An 18,142-nucleotide genomic window follows, 5' to 3' on the forward strand; every position below is an offset into this window, starting at 1 on the left:
CCTTCAGCCGCCCCGAGGCCGGTCGCGATGGCCGGAACGAGGGCTCTGCCGACTATCAAGGATACGGATATGTTGTTGAAGCGACTGACCATGGTGTTGCTGGGCGCAGGCCTGCTGTTTTCCACTCTGGCACGGGCCGAGCTGCCTGCCGACTACAAGGTGGTGCTGCAGACCGAGAATTTCCCGCCCTACAACATGGCAACCAACGGCAAGAACTTCGCCCGCGAGGAGAACCTCTCCGGTATCGCCGTGGATGTGGTGCGCGAGACCTTCAAGAGCGCCGGCATTCCCTACACCATGACCCTGCGTTTCCCCTGGGCGCGAGTCTACAAGGCCGCCCTGGAAACGCCGAACAACGGCGCCTTCGTGATGGCCAAGCTGCCGGAGCGCGAGAAGCTGTTCAAGTGGGTCGGCCCCATCGGTCCGGACGACTGGGTGATGCTGGCGCGTGCCGACAGCACCATCAATCTGATCAGCCTGGAGCAGGCCAAGTCCTACCGCGTCGGCGCCTACAAGGGTGACGCCATCGAGGAGCACCTGCTCAAGCAAGGTCTGCAGCCGGTCAGCTCGCTGCGTGACCAGGAAAACGCGCACAAGCTGCAGAGCGGTGAGATCGACCTGTGGGCCACCGGCGACCCCGCCGGCCGCTACCTGGCCAAGCAGGAAGGCATCACCGGCCTGAAGACCGTGCTGCGCTTCGACAGCGCCCAGCTGTTCCTGGCACTGAACCCGGAGACTCCGGACGAAGTGGTCGAGCGCCTGCAGAAGGCTCTGGACGGCCTGCGTGCCTCCGGCGAAGTGGACAAGATCTTCCAGAAGTACGTCGACTAAAACCGTCGGCCATGAAAAAGCCCGGGCATGCCCGGGCTTTTTCGTTGTGGCGGTAGATCAGTTGCTGCGGGTGACGTTCAGGCCCTTGAGCAGGTTCAGCGCCTGGCTCAGCTGGTAGTCGTCGTCCTGCGGGCGCGGCGTCTGCTGCTTCTTGCTGCCGCTCGGCTTGTCCGCACCGCCGTTGCCGTTGCCCAGGTGGCCGGCCAGATCGGCTTCCTTGATCAGCTCGCCGCCTTCCTCGCGGGTCAGCTTGGCGCGCGCCACTTCGATGTCCGGCACGATGCCCTGGGCCTGGATCGAGCGGCCGTTGGGAGTGAAGTACAGCGCGGTGGTCAGTTTCAGGGCGCGGTCGTTGTTCAGCGGCAGCACGGTCTGCACCGAGCCCTTGCCGAAACTGTCGGTACCCATCAGCACGCCACGTTTGTGGTCCTGCAGGGCACCGGCGACGATCTCCGAGGCCGAGGCGCTGCCACCGTTGATCAGCACTACCAGCGGCACGCCTTCGCTGGCATCGGCCGGGTCGGCGTTGAAGCGCAGCTCGGAGTTGGCGATGCGGCCTTCGGTGTAGACGATCAGGCCTTTCTTGAGGAAGTGGTCGGCTACCTCCACGGCGGATTGCAACACGCCGCCGGGGTTGTTGCGCAGGTCCAGCACCAGGCCGCTGAGCTTCTTGCCGTTGTCCTTGCGCAGCTTGGCCAGGGCCTTGCCGACTTCCTCGCCGGTATTGACCTGGAATTGGCTGATGCGGATCAGGCCGTAGCCGTCTTCCAGCAGCTGGCTCTTCACGCTCTTGACCTTGATCACCGCGCGGGTCAGTTCGACGTCGAACGGCTTGCCGCCCTCGCGTACCAGGGTCAGGTTGATCTTGCTGCCGGCCTTGCCGCGCATCTTGTCCACCGCTTCCATCAGCGACAGGCCCTTGGTCGGCTGGCCATCGATCTTGACGATCAGGTCGCCCGGCTGGATGCCGGCCTTGGAGGCGGGGGTGTCGTCGATCGGCGAGACCACTTTGACGAAGCCATCCTCGGTGCCGACCTCGATGCCGAGGCCGCCGAACTCGCCGCTGGTGCTTTCCTGCAGCTCGGCGAAGGCTTCCGGCTCCAGGTAGGCGGAGTGCGGGTCGAGGTTGCTGAGCATGCCCTTGATGGCGTTCTCCAGCAGGGTCTTGTCGTCCACCGGCTCGACGTAGGCGGCCTTGATGCGGTCCATCACCTCGGCGAAGGTGCGCAGCTCGTCCAGCGGCAGCGGCGCCTTGCCATTGACCGCGGCGGCGGGCGCCTCGGCCTCGGTGGCTTCGGCGGCCAGCAGCGTGGGGCTGCCAAGCAGCAGGCCGAGGGCCAGGGCGATGGGGGTGAGGCGACGGAATTGCTGCATGTGAACTCCCAATGTGATGAGGCGCGCGGTCATCCCTGTGCGCGGCACCATTGCGCGGGGTCGCTCGGGCGACCCTGCTGGCGGATGGCGAAATACAGCGCCGGAGTGTCCTGGCCGCCGCTGGTGCCGACCGTGGCGATGGCTTCCCCGGCTTTGACGATGTCACCGGCGTCCTTCAACAGGCTCTGATTATGGCCGTACAGGCTCAGGTAGCCGTTACCGTGGTCGAGGATGACCAGAAGGCCGGCGCCGCGCAACCAGTCGGCGAACACCACGCGCCCGCCATGTACCGCATGTACCTGGCTGCCGGCGCTGGCGCCGATCATGACGCCGTCCCATTTGGCCCGGGAATCACCGTCGCGGGTGGAGCCGAAGCGCGCCAGCAGGCGGCCGTTGACCGGCCACGGCAGCTTGCCCTTGGCCTGGGCGAAGGGGCCGCCGAAGCTGGCGCCATCGCTGGAGACGGCCGGGCCTAGCGGTAGCGGACGGCGGTTGGGGGTGCGTGCCTGTTCGGCTTCCAGAGCGGCCAGGCGACGTGCCTCTTCGGCCTCGCGCGCCTGGCGGGCGAGCGTTTCCTCGATGGTCTTGAGAACGCGGGTCAGCTCGATCTGTTCCTGCTCGCGTGCCTTGAGCTTGCGATCGCCGACGCCGTATTCCTTGTTCAGCTTGGCCAGGGCGTTCTGCCGCTCCTTGCGCGCTGCGGCTAGTTCGGTGCGACGGCTATCGAGGGTGCTCTTCTGCTCCAGCAGCTGGTTCTGCTGGTTGGCGATGTCGCTTTCCACGTTGGCCAGCTGGCGCAGGGTCTCGTTGAAGGCCGAGAGCTGCTCGAGGCGGGCCTTGCCCAGGTAGTCGTAGTAGGTGAGGGTGCGTGCGAACTGTTCCGGCTGCTGCTGGTTGAGCAGCAGGCGCAGCGGCTCCTGCTGGCCGCTCTGATAGGCGGCGCGGGCCTGGATGGCGATCAGTCGCTGCTGTTCAAGGCGCGATTGCTGGAGTTTTTTTTTCTCCTGGTCGAGGCGCTTGAGCTCTTCCTCGCTCTTCTGCAGCTCGCCTTCGAGGCCTTTGACCTGCTTCTCCAGGCCGCCCATTTCCTTCTCGGTGCGCTGCAGCTCCTTCTGCACGCCGGATTTCTCCTGCTGCAGCTTTTCCAGCAGCTTCTTCAGCTCGGCCACGTCGGCACGGGCGGCTTCCAGCTGCTTCTGGGTTTGCGCCTTGTCGTCGGCGAAGGCCGGGGCGATCAGGCAGGGCAGGAGGGCGGCGAGGGCAAGGGCGCGGAGCATGGGGGAATCGGCACCAGGGGGAGGGACGGGCCTAGTATGCCCGTGGCGCCGGGCAAAAAAAACGCCCGCAGGCGGCAGCCGGCGAGCGTTTCGCGGATTGCTCCGCTTAAGAGTCTGTTCGCGATCTCGCGAGCTAGAGAAAAACAAGGCGGAAGTGGCTGAGGAAGCGCAGTTTACGAATGGTAAATGAGCATTCCGAAGCTGCTTCCAACGTGGTTTTTCCGACGCGCAGCAGGTCGCGGGCGGGCTCCTATTGCAGTTGGACGATGGTCTTGCCAGTCATCTCCGCCGGTACCGGCATGCCCATCAGGGTCAGCAGGGTCGGTGCTACGTCGGCCAGTACGCCGCCGGCGCGGATGGTCGCCGGGCGCTTGCCTACATAGATGAACGGCACCGGCTCGCAGGTGTGTGCGGTGTGCGCCTGGCCGGTGCACTCGTCTTCCATCTGCTCGACGTTGCCATGGTCGGCGGTGATCAGCGCTTCGCCGCCGACCTTGTCCAGCGCCTCGACGATGCGGCCGACGCAGCTGTCCAGGGTCTCGACGGCGGCGACGGCGGCAGCGAACACGCCGGTGTGGCCGACCATGTCGCCGTTGGCGTAGTTGACGATGATCACATCGAAGCGCTGGTTCTCGATGGCGTCGACGATCTTGTCGGTGACTTCCGGCGCGCTCATCTCCGGCTTGAGGTCGTAGGTGGCGACGTTCGGCGACGGGATCAGGATGCGCTCTTCGCCGGCGAAGGGCTCTTCCCGGCCGCCGGAGAAGAAGAAGGTGACGTGGGCGTACTTCTCGGTCTCGGCGATACGCAGCTGGGTCTTGCCGTTGTTGGCCAGGTATTCGCCGAGCACGTTGGTCAGCGCCTCCGGCTTGTAGGCGCTGGGCGTCGGGATGCTGGCTGCGTACTGGGTCAGCATGACGAAGCCGGCCAGTTGCGGGGCGCGGGCGCGAGCGAACTCCTTGAAGTCGGCCTCGACGAAGGCGCGGGTCAGCTCGCGAGCGCGGTCGGCGCGGAAGTTCATGAAGACGATGGCGTCGCCGTCTTCCACTTTCACCGGCGCGCCGATGGTAGTGGCCTTGACGAACTCGTCGCTCTCGCCGCGCTCGTAGGCGGCGGCCAGGCCTTCCACGGCATTGGCGGCGTTGAATTCGCCCTTACCGTCGACGATCAGGTTATAGGCCTGTTCGACGCGGTCCCAGCGATTGTCGCGGTCCATGGCGAAGTAGCGGCCGGTGAGGCTGGCGATGCGGCCCTTGCCGAGCTTGGCGAAGGTGGCGTCGAGCAGTTCGATGGACGGCTGGGCGCTCTTCGGTGGGGTGTCGCGGCCGTCGAGGAAGGCGTGCAGGTAGATCTTTTCGGCGCCGCGCTGGGCGGCCAGCTCGGCCATGGCGACCAGGTGGTCCTGGTGGCTGTGTACGCCGCCGTCCGAGAGCAGGCCGAGGATATGCACGGCTTTGCCGGTGTTCACGGCTTTATCTACGGCAGCATTGATCTCGCTGTTCTCGAAGAACTCGCCGTCGCGGATCGCCTTGGTCACGCGGGTGAAGTCCTGATACACCACGCGGCCGGCGCCGAGGTTCATGTGGCCGACCTCGGAGTTGCCCATCTGCCCGTCCGGCAGGCCCACGTCCATGCCGCTGCCGGAGATCAGGCCGTGCGGGAAGGTGGCGCGCAGACGGTCGTAGACCGGCGTGCTGGCGGCGTGGATGGCGTTGTACTCGGGATTATCACTGTGGCCGAAGCCATCGAGGATGATCAGGACCAGAGGTTTGGGCATGGCGCTCATGGCGGCTCGCTCGTTCGAGGTGATCAAAAAAGGTCGCGCATTTTAGCGGTGTAACGCCTGCGGCGTCACCGCCGGGCGGGGCTTGGCCGACCTGTGGGGCTGTGTATACTGGCCGCCATTTTAAGGCTATGGAACCCCGCGATGTTGGCCCACCTGATTGAATTTGCCACTAACCACTATGCATTGAGTGGATGCTTCGCCTTCCTGCTGGTGCTGCTCATCGTCACCGAACTGCGCAAGGGCGGTCAGAGCCTGTCCAGCCGCGAGCTGACCGCGCTGGTCAACAGCGACCAAGGTGTGGTGCTGGATATCCGCAATCAGAAGGATTTCTCCGCCGGCCATATCGTCGACGCGATCAATATTCCTTTCGACAAACTGGCCGGTCGCATGGTCGAACTGGAAAAGCACAAGGCCAAGACCCTTATCGTGGTCGACGCCATGGGCCAGCATGCCGGCACTGTTGCGCGTGACCTGAAGAAGGCCGGCTACACCGCAGCCAAGCTGGGCGGCGGCATCGCCAGCTGGCGCGGCGACAACCTGCCCGTGGTCAAGTGACATGTCCGAGGTGGTCGTCTACTCCAGCGCCTGGTGCCCCTACTGCATTCGCGCCAAGCAGCTGCTGACCAGCAAGGGCGTGGCCTTTCGCGAGGTCAGCGTGGACGGCAAGCCCGATGTCCGCGCCGAGATGACCCGCAAGGCGGGCCGCACCTCGGTGCCGCAGATCTGGATCGGCGCTACCCATGTCGGTGGCTGTGATGATCTCTACGCCCTGGAGCGCGCCGGCAAGCTCGACGCGCTGCTGCAGGCCTGAACCCTTTCAGAAACCCGAAACAAGAAGAACCGCCATGACCGAACAAGCGAACAACGGCGCTGCCGCCGAGCAAGAAGGCCCACAATTCTCCCTGCAGCGCATCTACGTGAAGGACCTGTCCTTCGAAGCGCCGAAGAGCCCGGAAATCTTCCGCCAGGAGTGGGCGCCGAGCGTGGCGCTGGACCTGAACACCAAGCAGAAGCAGCTGGACGGCGACTTCCAGGAAGTCGTGCTGACCCTGTCCGTGACCGTGAAGACCGGTGAAGAAATCGCCTTCATCGCCGAAGTGCAGCAGGCCGGTATCTTCCTGATCAAGGGCCTGGACGCCGCTTCCATGAGCCACACCCTCGGCGCCTTCTGCCCGAACATCCTGTTCCCGTATGCCCGTGAGGCGCTGGACAGCCTGGTGATCCGTGGTTCCTTCCCGGCCTTGATGCTGTCGCCGGTGAACTTCGACGCCCTGTACGCCCAGGAACTGCAACGCCAGCAGGCCGCCGCTCAGGCCTGATCGCGTCGCCATGAAAAAGCCGCCCTCGGGCGGCTTTTTTCGTTTCAGGAGCCGGCGAAGTCGAGCTGGCGCCAGCCTTCGTAGACCACCACCGCCACTGCGTTGGACAAATTCAGGCTGCGGCATTCTGGGCGCATCGGCATGCGCAGGCGGTTTTCGTCGGGGAACTGGGCGAGGACCTCGGCAGGCAGTCCGCGACTTTCCGGTCCGAAAAGCAACATGTCTCCCGCCTGGTATTCCATATGCGCGTAGCTGTGACTAGCCTTGGTGGTGAATGCCAAGATTCTGTCGGGGCGAACGGACGTGATACAGTCCTCCAAGGAATAGTGGCGTTTCAATGTCGCGTATTCGTGGTAGTCCAGTCCGGCCCGGCGCAGACGCTTGTCGTCCAAGTCGAAGCCGAGCGGCTCGATCAGATGCAGATGGCAGCCGGTATTGGCGCAGAGGCGGATGATGTTGCCGGTGTTGGGAGGAATCTCCGGCTGGAACAGGACGACATGGAACATTGATCAGGCTCAGGTAGGTCTGTAGCTGCCATTCTACAATGCACTTGGCGCGACTCGCCCGAACAAGGGTGAGCGGAGCAGGGAGCAAGGGGGATTTCGCCGTTGGTGTGGTTCGCGAAAAAAAGAACGACAGCGGACGGGTTGTTGGGCATCGAGACCGGGCCCGAAGGCATTGCCCTGGCGCGTGTACAGCGTGTGCCCGGTGAGGCGCCGCGTCTGCTCGACTGTCTGTTTCGCAAGGCCGCTCCGGCCGAGCAACCCGCTGCGCTCAAGGCCCTGGTCGCCGAGCGTGGCCTGACCGGGATGCCGGTCAATCTGGTTCTGCACCCCGCGACTTATCAGATGCTGCTGCTCGATGCGCCCGACGTGGCCGCCGAAGAGCTGCGCGATGCCATGCGCTGGCGGGTCAAGGACCAGATCGCCGAGCCGCTGGAGCAGGTGGTGGTGGATGCCTTCCGTCTGCCCGATGACGCCTACCGTGGCCGCTCGCGCATGGCCTATTGTGCGGTGCTGGCCAAGGCACGCATGCAGGCCTGCGGCGACCTGATCGAACAGGCCGGCCTGCATCTCCACAGCATCGACATCACTGCCTTGGCGTTCCGCAACCTCGGCCTGCTGGCCGGCGCCGAGAACATGAATATCGCCTTGCTGCGCCTGCGCTCCAGCGAGGGCGTGATCTGCGTGCAGAGCGGCGCCGACCTGTACATGGTGCGGCGCATCGAGCAGGGCCTGGATCGCGCGAATGGCGACTACGGCACCGTGACCCTGGAGATTCAGCGCTCGCTCGACTATTTCGAGAGCCAGCTGGGCAAGGGCTACATCAATCGCCTGCTGCTGCTGCCGACCAAGCGAGACGGCGCGGCTGCGCTGCAGGCGCTGTCCGCCGGCCTGGCGGTCAAGCTGCAGGGGCTGGATCTGCGCGAGCTGTTCCCCGGCCAGGCCAGCGCCGAGATCGACAGCACCGAGCAGGCCTACTGCATGGCGGCTGTCGGCGGCGCCCTGCGTCAGGAGGTGTCCTGATGCAGAACGTCAACCTCTACCAGGTCGAGCGCCAGCGTCGGGATGGCCCGGAAAAGGTGCAGATGCTGCTTGGTCTGGCCCTGCTGGGTTTGCTTTGTCTGATCCACGCCGCCTGGCAGGGCTGGCAGTGGCACGCCGCCGGGCAGCACCAGGCCGCGGCCGAACTCAAGGCGCAGCAGCAGGAAGCGAACCTGGCCACTGCTCAGGCCAGCTTCATCGAACCACACCTGGACGAGCACTTGCCCACCGAGTTGGCCGCTCAGGAGGCGCGCAATCGTGAACTGCAGCGGCTCATGGCTTACCTGCAGACGCTGGCCAAGCAGCATCGCGCCGGCTTCGCCGTACCGCTGCAGGCCCTGGCCGAGCAGCATCCGCAGGGCGGGCTGTGGCTGAATGGCATCCACCTGAGCGACGGCGGCGCGCAGCTGCGTCTGCAGGGGCGCAGCCAGAACCAGGAGCTGCTGCCGGTGTATCTCGACGCCCTGGGCGCCAGCGAAGTATTCAAGGGGCGTGAGTTCGCCCGCCTGGATGTGAAGCGCGGCGAGGACCAACTGCTGGACTTCGACCTGTCCTCGCGCCCCGCCGATCAGGAGAAGAAGGCCGATGAATAAGTGGCTGCAGCGCTGGCAGGGCATGGCCGCCCGTGAGCAGTGGCTGACCTACTGCGTGGGCCTGGCGCTGCTGGGCATGTGCTATCTGCTGCTGATCGGCGACCCGTTGAGCTCTGCAGTGGCGAGCCGCGAGTCCGCCGCCAAGCTGGCCGAAGGGCGCGCCGCCGAGGCGGAGGCTGGACTCGCCGAGCTCGATGCCAGGCTCAAGGCCGATCCCAATATCCCCTACCGCAGTGCCTTGCTCGTGGCCTCCGCCACCCGCGAGGATCTGATCCGCCAGGTCGATACCGGCACCTCCGAGTTGGTGACCCCGGAGAAGATGAAGGCGGTGCTGGAGAGCCTGCTCAAGGCCCAGCAGGGCCTGAGCCTGATGGGCATGCAGAGCTTCAGCGAGCCGGTGCAGCTGCCGCAGGAAAACCAGCCGGCCAGCACAACGGCAGTTGAGAAACCGGCTGCTGCCGAGGTGACCCTGTACCGCCATGGCCTGGTGCTGGAGCTGGAGGGCGGCTACTTCGATCTGTTGCAGTACCTCGCTGCCGTGCAGAGCAGCGGCTGGAAACTGAACTGGGACAGCCTCGACTACGAGGTCGGTGAGGCCGGCCCGAGTCGCGCCAAGATCAGCCTGAAACTCTTCACCTTGAGCCGCAAGGCGGGATGGGTCGGTGTCTAGAACCCTGCTACTGAGCCTACTGCTGGGCTGCGGCCTGGCCCAGGCGGCCGTCGATCCGACCCAGCCGCCGGCCAACCTGCGTCCGGCCAGCGCGGAGCACGCGCCTGCGGCTCTTGAGCTGCAGGCCATACTGCGTGGAGCTCATGGCAGCCGCGCGGTGATCGACGGCCAGACCCTGCGCGTCGGCGAAGAACACGCCGGCCTGCGCGTGCTGGCCATCCATCCGCAATCCGTATTGATCGAGCGTCAGGGCCAGCGAGAGCTGCTGCGCCTGGCTGAACCCGTTATGAAGCCGAGCCGATGATGCCCATGACTCCGAACCTGTCGAAACGCTGTCTGCTGCTGGGCGTGACCTGCCTGCTCAGCGCCTGCCAGACCTTCATCGATGGCGACAAGCAGCTCTACGAACAGAGCGGCAAGATACTCGACGAGAGCGTGCGGCAGGCCGATGCCCAGCGCAAGGTGACCCCGCCGCCCTCGGTGCAGGCGGCCCTGCTGCCACCGCTGACTAGCAGCCTTTACAGCGGCGGCCCGCGCTTCGATGTGGCGGTCAAGGACATGCCGGCCCGCGACTTCTTCCTCAGCCTGATGGAGGGCGCAGGGCAGAACCTGGTGGTGCACCCGGAGGTCACCGGCAACATCACCTTCAGCCTGCGTCGCGTGACCCTGGAAGAAGTGCTCGCCGCCGTGCGCGACAGCTACGGCTACGACTACCGGCGCACCAGCTACGGCTACCAGATCCTGCCGAACAAGATCGTCACCCGCAGCTACGACCTCAACTACCTCAACCTGCAGCGCCTGGGCGAGTCGGACACGCGGGTCAGCTCCGGCCAGGTGGAGAGCACCGAGAGCGATTCCAGCTCCAACAGCAACAATAATGGCGGCAGCTCCAACAGCGACCGCTCGGTGACCACGCTCAACGCCAGCAAGGTGGTGACCACCAGCAATGTCGACTTCTGGAAAGAAGTCGAGGGCGTGGTACGTGCCATCGTCGGCGGCGAGGAAGGCAACAGCGTGGTGGTCAACCCGCAGGCCAGTCTGCTGGTGGTTCGTGCCAACAGCGCCGATCAGGAGAACGTCGCGCGCTTCCTCGAACAGGCGCAGCGCAACCTGCAGCGCCAGGTGGTGCTGGAGACCAAGATCCTCGAGGTCGAACTCAAGGACGGCTTCCAGGCGGGCATCAGCTGGGAGCAGATCGGTAGCGACGGCGGCGGCGCACTCGACGGCGATACCATCACCGGTCCCGACGGCATCGGCGGCGTGTTCAGTGGCATCCTTACCATCGGCGACTTCACCGGCCTGATCCAGCTGCTGCAGACCCAGGGCGAGGTGCGCGTGCTGTCCAGCCCACGCATCTCCACACTGAACAACCAGAAGGCGGTGATCAAGGTCGGTACCGACGAGTTCTTCGTCACCGAGGTGTCGTCCAACAGCTCCACCACCACTGTCGCCGGCGTTACCCAGCCGACCCAGGACGTGACTCTGACGCCGTTCTTCTCCGGCATCTCGTTGGACGTGACGCCGCAGATCGACCAGAACGACGTGGTCACCCTGCACGTGCGACCGACCGTGAGTCGTGTACAGGATCAGAACAAGACCATCGTCCTGGGCGAAGACAACGTGTTCAACCTGCCACTGGCGCTGTCCACCTCGCGCCAGTCCGACTCCATCGTGCGCGCCCGCAGTGGCCAGGTGGTGGTGATCGGCGGCCTGCTGCAGAACACCAACGAGAACAATGACGCCGAAGTGCCGTGGGCCAGCACCCTGCCGATCGTGGGCAACCTGTTCAAGCAGCAGCGCAAGTCGCTGCAGAAGAGTGAGCTGGTCATCCTCATGCGTCCGCAGGTGGTCACCGACGATGTCTGGCTCAACGAGCTCAAGCGCAGCGCGGAAACCTTCCAGGAGCTGAGATAAGGCGATGTACGAGGCCTACTTCGGTCTGCGCGAGAAGCCTTTCGCGCTGACGCCCAACACCGGTTTTCTGGTGCAGCTGGCGCCGTATCAGGCCTGCCTCAATCTGCTGCGCGTGGCGCTGGGTGAGGGTGAGGGCTTCATCAAGGTCACCGGCGAGGTTGGTACCGGCAAGACCCTGCTGTGCCGTGCACTGCTTAACGAATTGGAGGGCGAGCGCTACCAGCTGGCCTACCTGCCCAACCCCGGCATGAGCCCGGTAGGACTGCGCCAGGCCCTGGCCCGCGAGTTGCTGATCGAGGGCATTGAGGAACTGGATGCACAGGGCGTGCTGGATGCCCTGCATCGCCGGCTGATCCAGCTGGCGGTCGAGGGGCGCAGCACCGTGGTGCTGATCGACGAGGCCCAGGCCCTGCCCACCGCGACCCTGGAGGCCCTGCGCCTGCTGACCAATCTGGAGACCGAGCAGGCCAAGCTGCTGCAGGTCGTGCTGTTCGGTCAGCCCGAGTTGGACGCCACCCTGGCGCGCGACGAGTTCCGCCAGCTGCGCCAGCGCATCACCTTCTCCTACCAGCTGCGCCCGCTCGATGTGCGCGACTGCACGCGCTACCTCAACGAGCGCCTGGCCGTGGCCGGTTATCGCGGCGAGCCGCTGTTCGCGCCGCGCGCCATCCGCCGTCTGGTACGTGGCAGTGGCGGCATCCCACGGCTGATCAACATCCTCGCGCACAAGGCGCTGATGGTGGCCTTCGGCGAAGGGCGGCGGCAGGTCGCCAGCGAGCATGTGCGCCGCGCCCAACTGGACACCGAGGGCGCGCAGCCTTTCCTGCGCCGGCGCCCGGCCTGGTTCGGCTGGGGGCTGGCGGCGTTGTCGCTGTTGGTCGTGGTCGGCGCCTGGCCCTGGCTCAGCCAGTGGCGGGAGCTGCTGCCATGAGCCTGGTCAACGACATGTTGCGCGACCTCGAGGATCGTCGCGCCGCGCCCACCGAGCGTCTCGCTCTGGAAGGCCTGCACGCGGTCGACGAGGCCGGTGCCAGTCGTCGCGAACAGTGGGAGCGTCTGCGCCGTGGCTCCATCTGGTTCATGGCGGTGATGCTGATCGCCACCCTGATCGGCGTGATGATCGGCCGGGTGGTCAACGGCCAGATTCCCTGGGGCGGAGTGATGCCCAAGGCCGAGCCGGCGGTTGCCGTGGCGCCGGTGGTGGCGCCGCCGCGGTTGCTGGAGGTGCTGCCGCAGAACGATGCCCGTGGTCTGACCTTGCAACTGCTGCTGGAGCGTTCGGTGCCCTATCAGCGCACCGAGGAGGGCGGGGCGGTCAGCCTACGCCTGCCGGGTGTGGAACTGGTCGGTGGGCCGCAGTCCAGCCGCGTGCAGCGTAACGGTCGCAGCCTGTCCTGGCGGGTCGAGGCGCAGGGCAAGGATGTGCAGGTGCTGCTGGTCGGCCTCGGCGAAGGGCTGGAAGTGCGCGATCGTCTGGAGCCTGCCGGCGACCGCTGGATGCTGTGGATCGAGGTGCCGCTGAACGAGCCGGTGGCCGTCAACGAGGCACCGGTCGAGCTGGATCAGCTTCCCGCCGCCTTGCCTGCCGAAGAACGCGCGGCCGAGCCGGAGATGCCAGCCTGGGCCACCGCGCCTGTGCCGGCGGCCAAGGCGGAGGCGATTGCTCCCGTGGCCGAGCCCGCGCCGGTCAGTGGGCCGCCGGAAGTGAAGATCGAACCCTATCGCCCCGATGGCCTGGCCAATGCACGCCAGGCCATTCAGGCCGGTGACTACCGCAAGGCCATTGTCGAGCTTGAGGCCCTGCAGAAGACCCGTGGTCGCGATCCGGAAGTGATGCGCTGGCTGGCCCGCGCCTACCTGGGCGATGGTCAGCAGGCGCGTCTGCTCAGCTGGCTGCCGGAGCAGCTGGCGAAGATGCCTCAGGACAGCGAGCTGCGCCTGCTGCTGGCACGCGCCCAGCTACAGGCCGGCGACACCATGGGGGCCGTGGCTACGCTGGAACAGAACGCTCCAGCGCTGGACCAGGAACCGACCTATCACGCGCTGCTGGCCGCCAGTTACCAGCAGACCGGGCAATGGCAGCAGAGCGCTGCGCTGTACCGGCAGATGGTCGCCCTGCGCCCGACCCAGGCCACCTGGCAACTGGGCCTGGCCATCGCCCTGGAGCAGCTCGACCAGCCGGCCGAAGCTGCCCGACATTACCGCCTGGCCCTGCAGGGACTGGGGTTGGACGAGAGCGCCCGGCGCTTCGCCAGCGAACGAGCCACGGCGCTGGGAGGCCGAGGATGATGGATGAGGTTCGCCCCTCCGACTTAGCACAGCGCAAGATTCGCCTTGGCGACCTGCTGGTGCAGGCCGGGCTGATCAACGATGCGCAGCTGCAGCAGGCCCTGCAGGAACAGAAGCGCACCGGCTCCAAGCTCGGCCGTACCGTGGTCGACATGGGCTTCGTCGCTGAGGTCAAGCTGCTCACCGCGCTGTCCGAGCAGCTGAAGATTCCCTTCATCGAGCTCAAACACTTCAAGTTCGACCAGCAGTTGGTACAGACCCTGCCTGAGGCCATGGCCCGGCGCTTCCGCGCCATCCCGCTGTCGCGCGAGGGCGGCGGCATCCTGGTAGGCATGTCCGACCCGCTCGACCTGTTCGCCCAGGACGAGATGGAGCGCATCCTCAAGACCCGCGTGCACCCGGCGGTGGTGCGCGAGGCCGAGTTGCTGGCGACCCTCGACCTGGTCTATCGGCGCACCAGCGAGATCGCCTCGATCGCCGGCGAGCTGGAAGGCGAGCTGCAGGACAGCGACTTCGACCTGTCCAAGCTCGGTGCCGACAACGTCAGCGACGCGCCGGTGGTGCGCCTGCTGCAGACGCTGTTCGAGGACGCCGTGCAGATGAAGGCGTCGGACATCCACATCGAGCCGGACGAAGGCGTGGTGCGCATTCGCCAACGTATCGATGGCGTGCTCAACGAGCAGGTGATGAAGGAGCAGCGCATCGCCTCGGCGCTTGTCATGCGTCTGAAGATCATGTCTGGCCTGGATATCTCCGAGAAGCGTCTGCCGCAAGACGGCCGCTTCAACATCCGGGTGAAGAACCGCGCCATCGATGTGCGGGTGTCGACCATGCCGGTGCAGTTCGGCGAATCGGTGGTGATGCGTCTGCTCGACCAGAGCGCCGGCATCGCCAGCCTGGATGCCGGCGGTATGCCGCCGGACATGCTGGCGCGCTTCCGCCGTCTGCTGCAGCGTCCCTATGGCATGGTGCTGGTCACCGGCCCCACCGGCTCGGGTAAGACCACCACGCTGTACGCCGGGCTGGCCGAGCTGAATAGCCCGGAGAAGAAGATCATCACCGTGGAGGACCCGGTCGAATACCGTCTGCCGCGGATCAACCAAGTACAGGTCAACACCAAGATCGAGCTGACCTTCGCCCGCGTGCTGCGCGCCGCCCTGCGTCAGGACCCGGACATCGTGCTGATCGGCGAGATGCGTGACCAGGAGACCGCCGAGATCGGCCTGCGCGCCGCGCTTACCGGTCACCTGGTGCTGTCCACCCTGCACACCAACGATGCGCTGACCTCGGCCATGCGCCTGATCGACATGGGCGCCGAGCCCTTCCTGGTCGCCACCTCGCTTAACGCCGTGCTGGCCCAGCGTCTGGTGCGCCGGGTCTGCGAGAACTGCATGGAAGACCACCAGCCCGAGCCGCAGCAGATGGCCTGGCTGGAGAACCTGCACGGTGCCCCACTGGCCGGGCGTGCCTTCAAGCTGGGGGGCGGTTGCCACCAGTGCCACAACACCGGCTATGCCGGGCGCCTGGGCGTGTTCGAACTGCTGGAGATGGACGAGGCAATGGTCGCCGCGCTGCGCCGCAACGACCCGCACGGCTTTGCCGAGGCAGCCAAGGCCAGCGCCAACTACCGCCCGCTGGCAGCCTGTGCGCTGGACTACGCGCTGGCTGGCGTGACCAGCGTCGAGGAGGTGCTCAAGGTTTGCGCCACCCTCACCGATGAGGTCGTGGTGTGAGCCAGTTTCGCTACACCGGGCGCGATGCCCAGGGCGGCAAGGTCGTCGGCACTCTGCAGGGCGCCAGCAGCGACAGCGTGGCCAGCGACCTGCTGGCGCAGAAGATCACTCCGCTGACCATCGAAGAGCAGGCCGAACAGAGCGGCGAGGACGTGTTTGCCGCACTCAAGGAGAAGCTGCGGCGCAAGAGCATCGACCTCGAGGAGCTGATCATCTTCTGCCGGCAGATGTACAGCCTGACCAAGGCCGGCGTGCCGATCATCCGTGCCATCGGCGGCCTGGCTGAGTCGCACCGCAACCAGTACTTCCGCGAGGTACTACAGGAGGTGCGTGCCGACCTAGAGGGCGGAGTCAGCATGGCGGTGGCACTGCATGCCCACCCCAAGGTGTTCGGCACCCTGTTCATCAGCATGATCAGCGTAGGCGAGAATACCGGTCAGCTCGACCAGGCCTTCCGCCAGCTGTCGAATTACTTGGAGCTGGAGCGCGAGACGCGCAAACGCATCACCCAGGCGACTCGCTATCCGTTGTTCGTGATGGCAGCCATGGGTGTGGCGCTGGTGGTGATCAACCTGTTCGTGATTCCGGCCTTTGCCAAGGTCTTCGAACAGTTCCATGCCCAGCTGCCCTGGCCGACCCGGGTGCTGATCGGCACCTCGCAGTTCTTCCAGGATTTCTGGTGGCTGATGCTGCTGGTCTTCGTCGGCGGGCTCTACGCCTTCTTCAAGTGGGCGGAAACCGAGGCCGGGGCGCTAAAGTGGGACGCGACCAAACTGCGCCTGCCCATCGTCGGCGGCATCTTCGAGCGCATCGCCCTGGCCCGTTTCACCCGCACATTCGCCATGATGTACCGCGCTGGTGTACCGCTGCTACAGACCCTGTCGATCAACAGTGCCAGCGTCGGCAACCGGCATATCGGCCAGGCCATCCTCGGCATGCGCGAGGGTGTCGAGCGTGGCGAGGCTCTGACCCGCACCGCTTCGGCCAGCGGGCTGTTCACGCCGCTGGTGCTGCAAATGATGGCGGTGGGCGAGGAGACAGGTGCACTCGACGACCTGTTCGTCGAAGTGGCCGATTTCTATGAACAGGAGGTCGATTACGACCTCAAACAATTGGCATCGGCCATCGAACCTATATTGATCGTGGCCATGGGCGGGCTGGTGCTGATCTTGGCCCTGGGTGTGTTCCTACCCATGTGGGAGCTGGCTTCCGTGGCCAAGGGCGGCGCGTGAGCCCGGACTACGAGGCCGATTACTGGGTGCGTCGCTCACGCCTATTTGGCTGGGGGCTGACCCTGATCATGGCGACAGGTTTGTTATTGGCGCTAGGCTGGAAAATAGCCGAGGTCAGTGAAGAGCGGGCCATGCAGGCCACTCGCGAAAATCTGGCTGCCAGCCTCACGCATATGGCGGCGGAGCAGATGGCCAAGGACCAGTTACCGGACGCGGCCTGGAGGCAAAGGAATCCGTTCGTGCTGCTGCGTTGGCAGCAGGACGACTATTGCGGCGAGCTGGCCGTGGGTGATGAGCCGGAGGCCGGCTGCTGGTACTGGCTGCCGCAGCAGGCCTGGGTGTTATACCGGCCGCGCTTTGCGGACGGATGGACAAGGGAAGGGAGTGAGGTGCGGGTTTGGCGGTTGCTGGCGGTTCCCGATGTAATGTCGACTGCGTCACAATCGGTTCGCAATGCCTTTGCCCTGGAGCTTGAGGCGGTCCCTGCCGTGGAATTGGCCGCGCAAGGGTTTTGAGTCAGAGAGGAAGCACGATGAAGAACAGCAAAGGTTTTACCCTGATCGAACTGGTGGTAGTGATCGTCATCCTCGGCATCCTCGCCGCGGTGGCGCTGCCGCGCTTCATGAACGCGACCAAGGATGCGCATCGCGCAGCCGTTGAAGGTGTCGCTGGGGCGCTGGCTTCGGCTGTGACACTAGTGCGTTCGCAATACGAGCTGAACCGCAATGGTGGTGTCAACGGTAACGGCTGTACCAGCAGCAATACCTGCCAGATTGATGTGGGTGGTTTTGGCAATGCTGATGTTGATGTTAATGCCAACGGCTGGCCGATTGGCACTGGTCGGTCTGGTACGCCAGGCGCCAATGCTGCTATGAGTGCAAATACCTGCAACCAAGTGTTCACCAGCGTTCTACAGGGCTCTGCGCCTACTGTGGGTACTGGCGGTAATGTTGATTACATAACCACTGGCACTGGCACTACCTGCCGCTTCACCTATCAGCTCGACGATGCGGACGATTTCATCGAATACAACGCCAGCACTGGCGAAGTAACCAACACCTTTAACTAATCCCAATAAGGAAGTAGACCCATGAAGAGACAACAAAGCGGATTTACTCTGATCGAGCTGATCATGGTCATAGTGATTCTGGGCATCCTGGCTGCCTTTGCTCTACCGAGGTTTGCCGACTTGAGTAGTGATGCAAAAAAAGCCTCCTTGAATGGTTTGGCCGGCTCTCTGAAGTCTGCTGCAGCTATTGCGCGTTCTAGTCAGCTGGCCAAGGGTTCTGCTTTGGGGGCCTCTGTGAACTTGGACGGTACAGATGTTGTGATGGTGAATGGTTATCCGCAGGCTCTTACCGCTGGTGCAGGTATCAGTGCGGCGGTAGGTATTGTTGATTCAAGTGACTACACCGCAACCGGCGGTGCCGCAGCTGGGGGCAGTACAGTTACCTACCAGTTAACTGGGAAGCTCAGCGCAACCTGCCAGGTCACCTATAAAGCGGCCACTGCAGGTACTGACAATACAGCGCCAATTACCGCAGCTCCGGTAGTGACCATTACTAACAGCGGTTGCTGAT

The 18,142-nt window shown here is 64.9% G+C and carries 20 protein-coding genes; 16 read left to right on the plus strand and 4 right to left on the minus strand.

What is annotated here, in order from left to right; all coding sequences use genetic code 11:
- Positions 1-72 precede the first annotated feature (72 nt).
- Positions 73-831 carry an ABC transporter substrate-binding protein gene (locus IP89_RS04930; RefSeq protein WP_043308217.1) on the plus strand — a complete coding sequence of 253 codons (759 nt, stop codon included), beginning with the start codon at positions 73-75 and terminating at the stop codon, positions 829-831.
- A gap of 57 nt (positions 832-888) precedes the next feature.
- Here IP89_RS04930 and IP89_RS04935 read toward each other — a convergent pair whose 3' ends face one another.
- From IP89_RS04935 to gpmI, 3 genes are all read right to left on the minus strand, one after another.
- Positions 889-2,205 (minus strand): S41 family peptidase, encoded by a 1,317-nt coding sequence (locus IP89_RS04935; protein ID WP_043308070.1) that lies wholly within the window; start codon positions 2,203-2,205, stop codon positions 889-891.
- A 29-nt stretch (positions 2,206-2,234) separates the two neighbouring features.
- Positions 2,235-3,482, minus strand: a complete 1,248-nt coding sequence (locus IP89_RS04940) for a murein hydrolase activator EnvC (RefSeq protein WP_043308072.1) — start codon at positions 3,480-3,482, stop codon at positions 2,235-2,237.
- Between the two features lie 250 nt (positions 3,483-3,732).
- A complete protein-coding gene (gene gpmI / locus IP89_RS04945) occupies positions 3,733-5,268 on the minus strand; it encodes a 2,3-bisphosphoglycerate-independent phosphoglycerate mutase (protein ID WP_043308074.1) in 1,536 nt (511 codons plus the stop codon).
- Positions 5,269-5,409: 141 nt separating this feature from the next.
- On the opposite strand from gpmI, the gene IP89_RS04950 reads away from it, so the two are divergent.
- The 3 genes from IP89_RS04950 to secB are packed head-to-tail and all read left to right on the plus strand — an operon-like array spanning position 5,410 to position 6,587.
- A complete protein-coding gene (locus IP89_RS04950) occupies positions 5,410-5,823 on the plus strand; it encodes a rhodanese-like domain-containing protein (RefSeq protein WP_043308075.1) in 414 nt (137 codons plus the stop codon).
- A gap of 1 nt (position 5,824) precedes the next feature.
- Positions 5,825-6,079 (plus strand): glutaredoxin 3, encoded by a 255-nt coding sequence (grxC, locus tag IP89_RS04955; protein ID WP_043308076.1) that lies wholly within the window; start codon positions 5,825-5,827, stop codon positions 6,077-6,079.
- 34 nt (positions 6,080-6,113) lie between these two features.
- On the plus strand, positions 6,114-6,587 hold the full coding sequence (gene secB / locus IP89_RS04960; RefSeq protein ID WP_043308077.1) for a protein-export chaperone SecB: 474 nt from the start codon (positions 6,114-6,116) through the stop codon (positions 6,585-6,587).
- Between the two features lie 44 nt (positions 6,588-6,631).
- On the opposite strand, the gene trmL is transcribed toward secB, so the two are convergent.
- Positions 6,632-7,093, minus strand: a complete 462-nt coding sequence (gene trmL / locus IP89_RS04965; protein WP_043308078.1) for a tRNA (uridine(34)/cytosine(34)/5-carboxymethylaminomethyluridine(34)-2'-O)-methyltransferase TrmL — start codon at positions 7,091-7,093, stop codon at positions 6,632-6,634.
- Positions 7,094-7,237: 144 nt separating this feature from the next.
- Here trmL and IP89_RS04970 point away from each other — a divergent pair, with 144 nt between their 5' ends.
- Genes IP89_RS04970 through IP89_RS23810 form a run of 12 tightly spaced genes read left to right on the plus strand, consistent with a single transcriptional unit; the run spans position 7,238 to position 18,141 of the window.
- Positions 7,238-8,113, plus strand: a complete 876-nt coding sequence (locus IP89_RS04970; protein ID WP_256203099.1) for an MSHA biogenesis protein MshI — start codon at positions 7,238-7,240, stop codon at positions 8,111-8,113.
- Entirely contained in the window at positions 8,113-8,724 is a 612-nt protein-coding gene (locus tag IP89_RS04975; protein WP_043308080.1) for a PilN domain-containing protein, read from the plus strand. The genes IP89_RS04970 and IP89_RS04975 overlap by 1 nt, the downstream gene beginning before the upstream one ends.
- On the plus strand, positions 8,717-9,394 hold the full coding sequence (locus tag IP89_RS04980; protein ID WP_043308081.1) for a type II secretion system protein GspM: 678 nt from the start codon (positions 8,717-8,719) through the stop codon (positions 9,392-9,394). Before IP89_RS04975 ends, IP89_RS04980 begins: the two co-directional genes overlap by 8 nt.
- Entirely contained in the window at positions 9,387-9,698 is a 312-nt protein-coding gene (locus IP89_RS04985; protein ID WP_256203100.1) for a general secretion pathway protein GspB, read from the plus strand. Before IP89_RS04980 ends, IP89_RS04985 begins: the two co-directional genes overlap by 8 nt.
- A gap of 5 nt (positions 9,699-9,703) precedes the next feature.
- Positions 9,704-11,308, plus strand: coding sequence for a pilus (MSHA type) biogenesis protein MshL (locus tag IP89_RS04990; RefSeq protein ID WP_043308220.1), 1,605 nt, complete (start codon positions 9,704-9,706; stop codon positions 11,306-11,308).
- Positions 11,309-11,312: 4 nt separating this feature from the next.
- Positions 11,313-12,239 carry an ExeA family protein gene (locus IP89_RS04995; RefSeq protein ID WP_043308082.1) on the plus strand — a complete coding sequence of 309 codons (927 nt, stop codon included), beginning with the start codon at positions 11,313-11,315 and terminating at the stop codon, positions 12,237-12,239.
- Positions 12,236-13,597, plus strand: a complete 1,362-nt coding sequence (locus tag IP89_RS05000; protein WP_043308083.1) for a lipopolysaccharide assembly protein LapB — start codon at positions 12,236-12,238, stop codon at positions 13,595-13,597. The genes IP89_RS04995 and IP89_RS05000 overlap by 4 nt, the downstream gene beginning before the upstream one ends.
- Positions 13,594-15,330 carry a GspE/PulE family protein gene (locus tag IP89_RS05005; RefSeq protein WP_305809607.1) on the plus strand — a complete coding sequence of 579 codons (1,737 nt, stop codon included), beginning with the start codon at positions 13,594-13,596 and terminating at the stop codon, positions 15,328-15,330. Before IP89_RS05000 ends, IP89_RS05005 begins: the two co-directional genes overlap by 4 nt.
- Positions 15,327-16,562, plus strand: a complete 1,236-nt coding sequence (locus IP89_RS05010) for a type II secretion system F family protein (RefSeq protein WP_043308084.1) — start codon at positions 15,327-15,329, stop codon at positions 16,560-16,562. The genes IP89_RS05005 and IP89_RS05010 overlap by 4 nt, the downstream gene beginning before the upstream one ends.
- Positions 16,559-17,077: a hypothetical protein gene (locus tag IP89_RS05015; RefSeq protein ID WP_043308085.1), complete on the plus strand. Its 519-nt coding sequence runs from the start codon at positions 16,559-16,561 to the stop codon at positions 17,075-17,077. The genes IP89_RS05010 and IP89_RS05015 overlap by 4 nt, the downstream gene beginning before the upstream one ends.
- A gap of 17 nt (positions 17,078-17,094) precedes the next feature.
- Positions 17,095-17,631, plus strand: coding sequence for a type II secretion system protein (locus IP89_RS05020; protein WP_043308087.1), 537 nt, complete (start codon positions 17,095-17,097; stop codon positions 17,629-17,631).
- A 21-nt stretch (positions 17,632-17,652) separates the two neighbouring features.
- Positions 17,653-18,141, plus strand: a complete 489-nt coding sequence (locus IP89_RS23810) for a type II secretion system protein (RefSeq protein WP_081963175.1) — start codon at positions 17,653-17,655, stop codon at positions 18,139-18,141.
- The last annotated feature ends 1 nt before the right edge of the window (position 18,142 follow it).

It is taken from the genome of Pseudomonas sp. ML96 (assembly GCF_000761545.1).
Taxonomy (GTDB): Bacteria; Pseudomonadota; Gammaproteobacteria; order Pseudomonadales; family Pseudomonadaceae; genus Aquipseudomonas.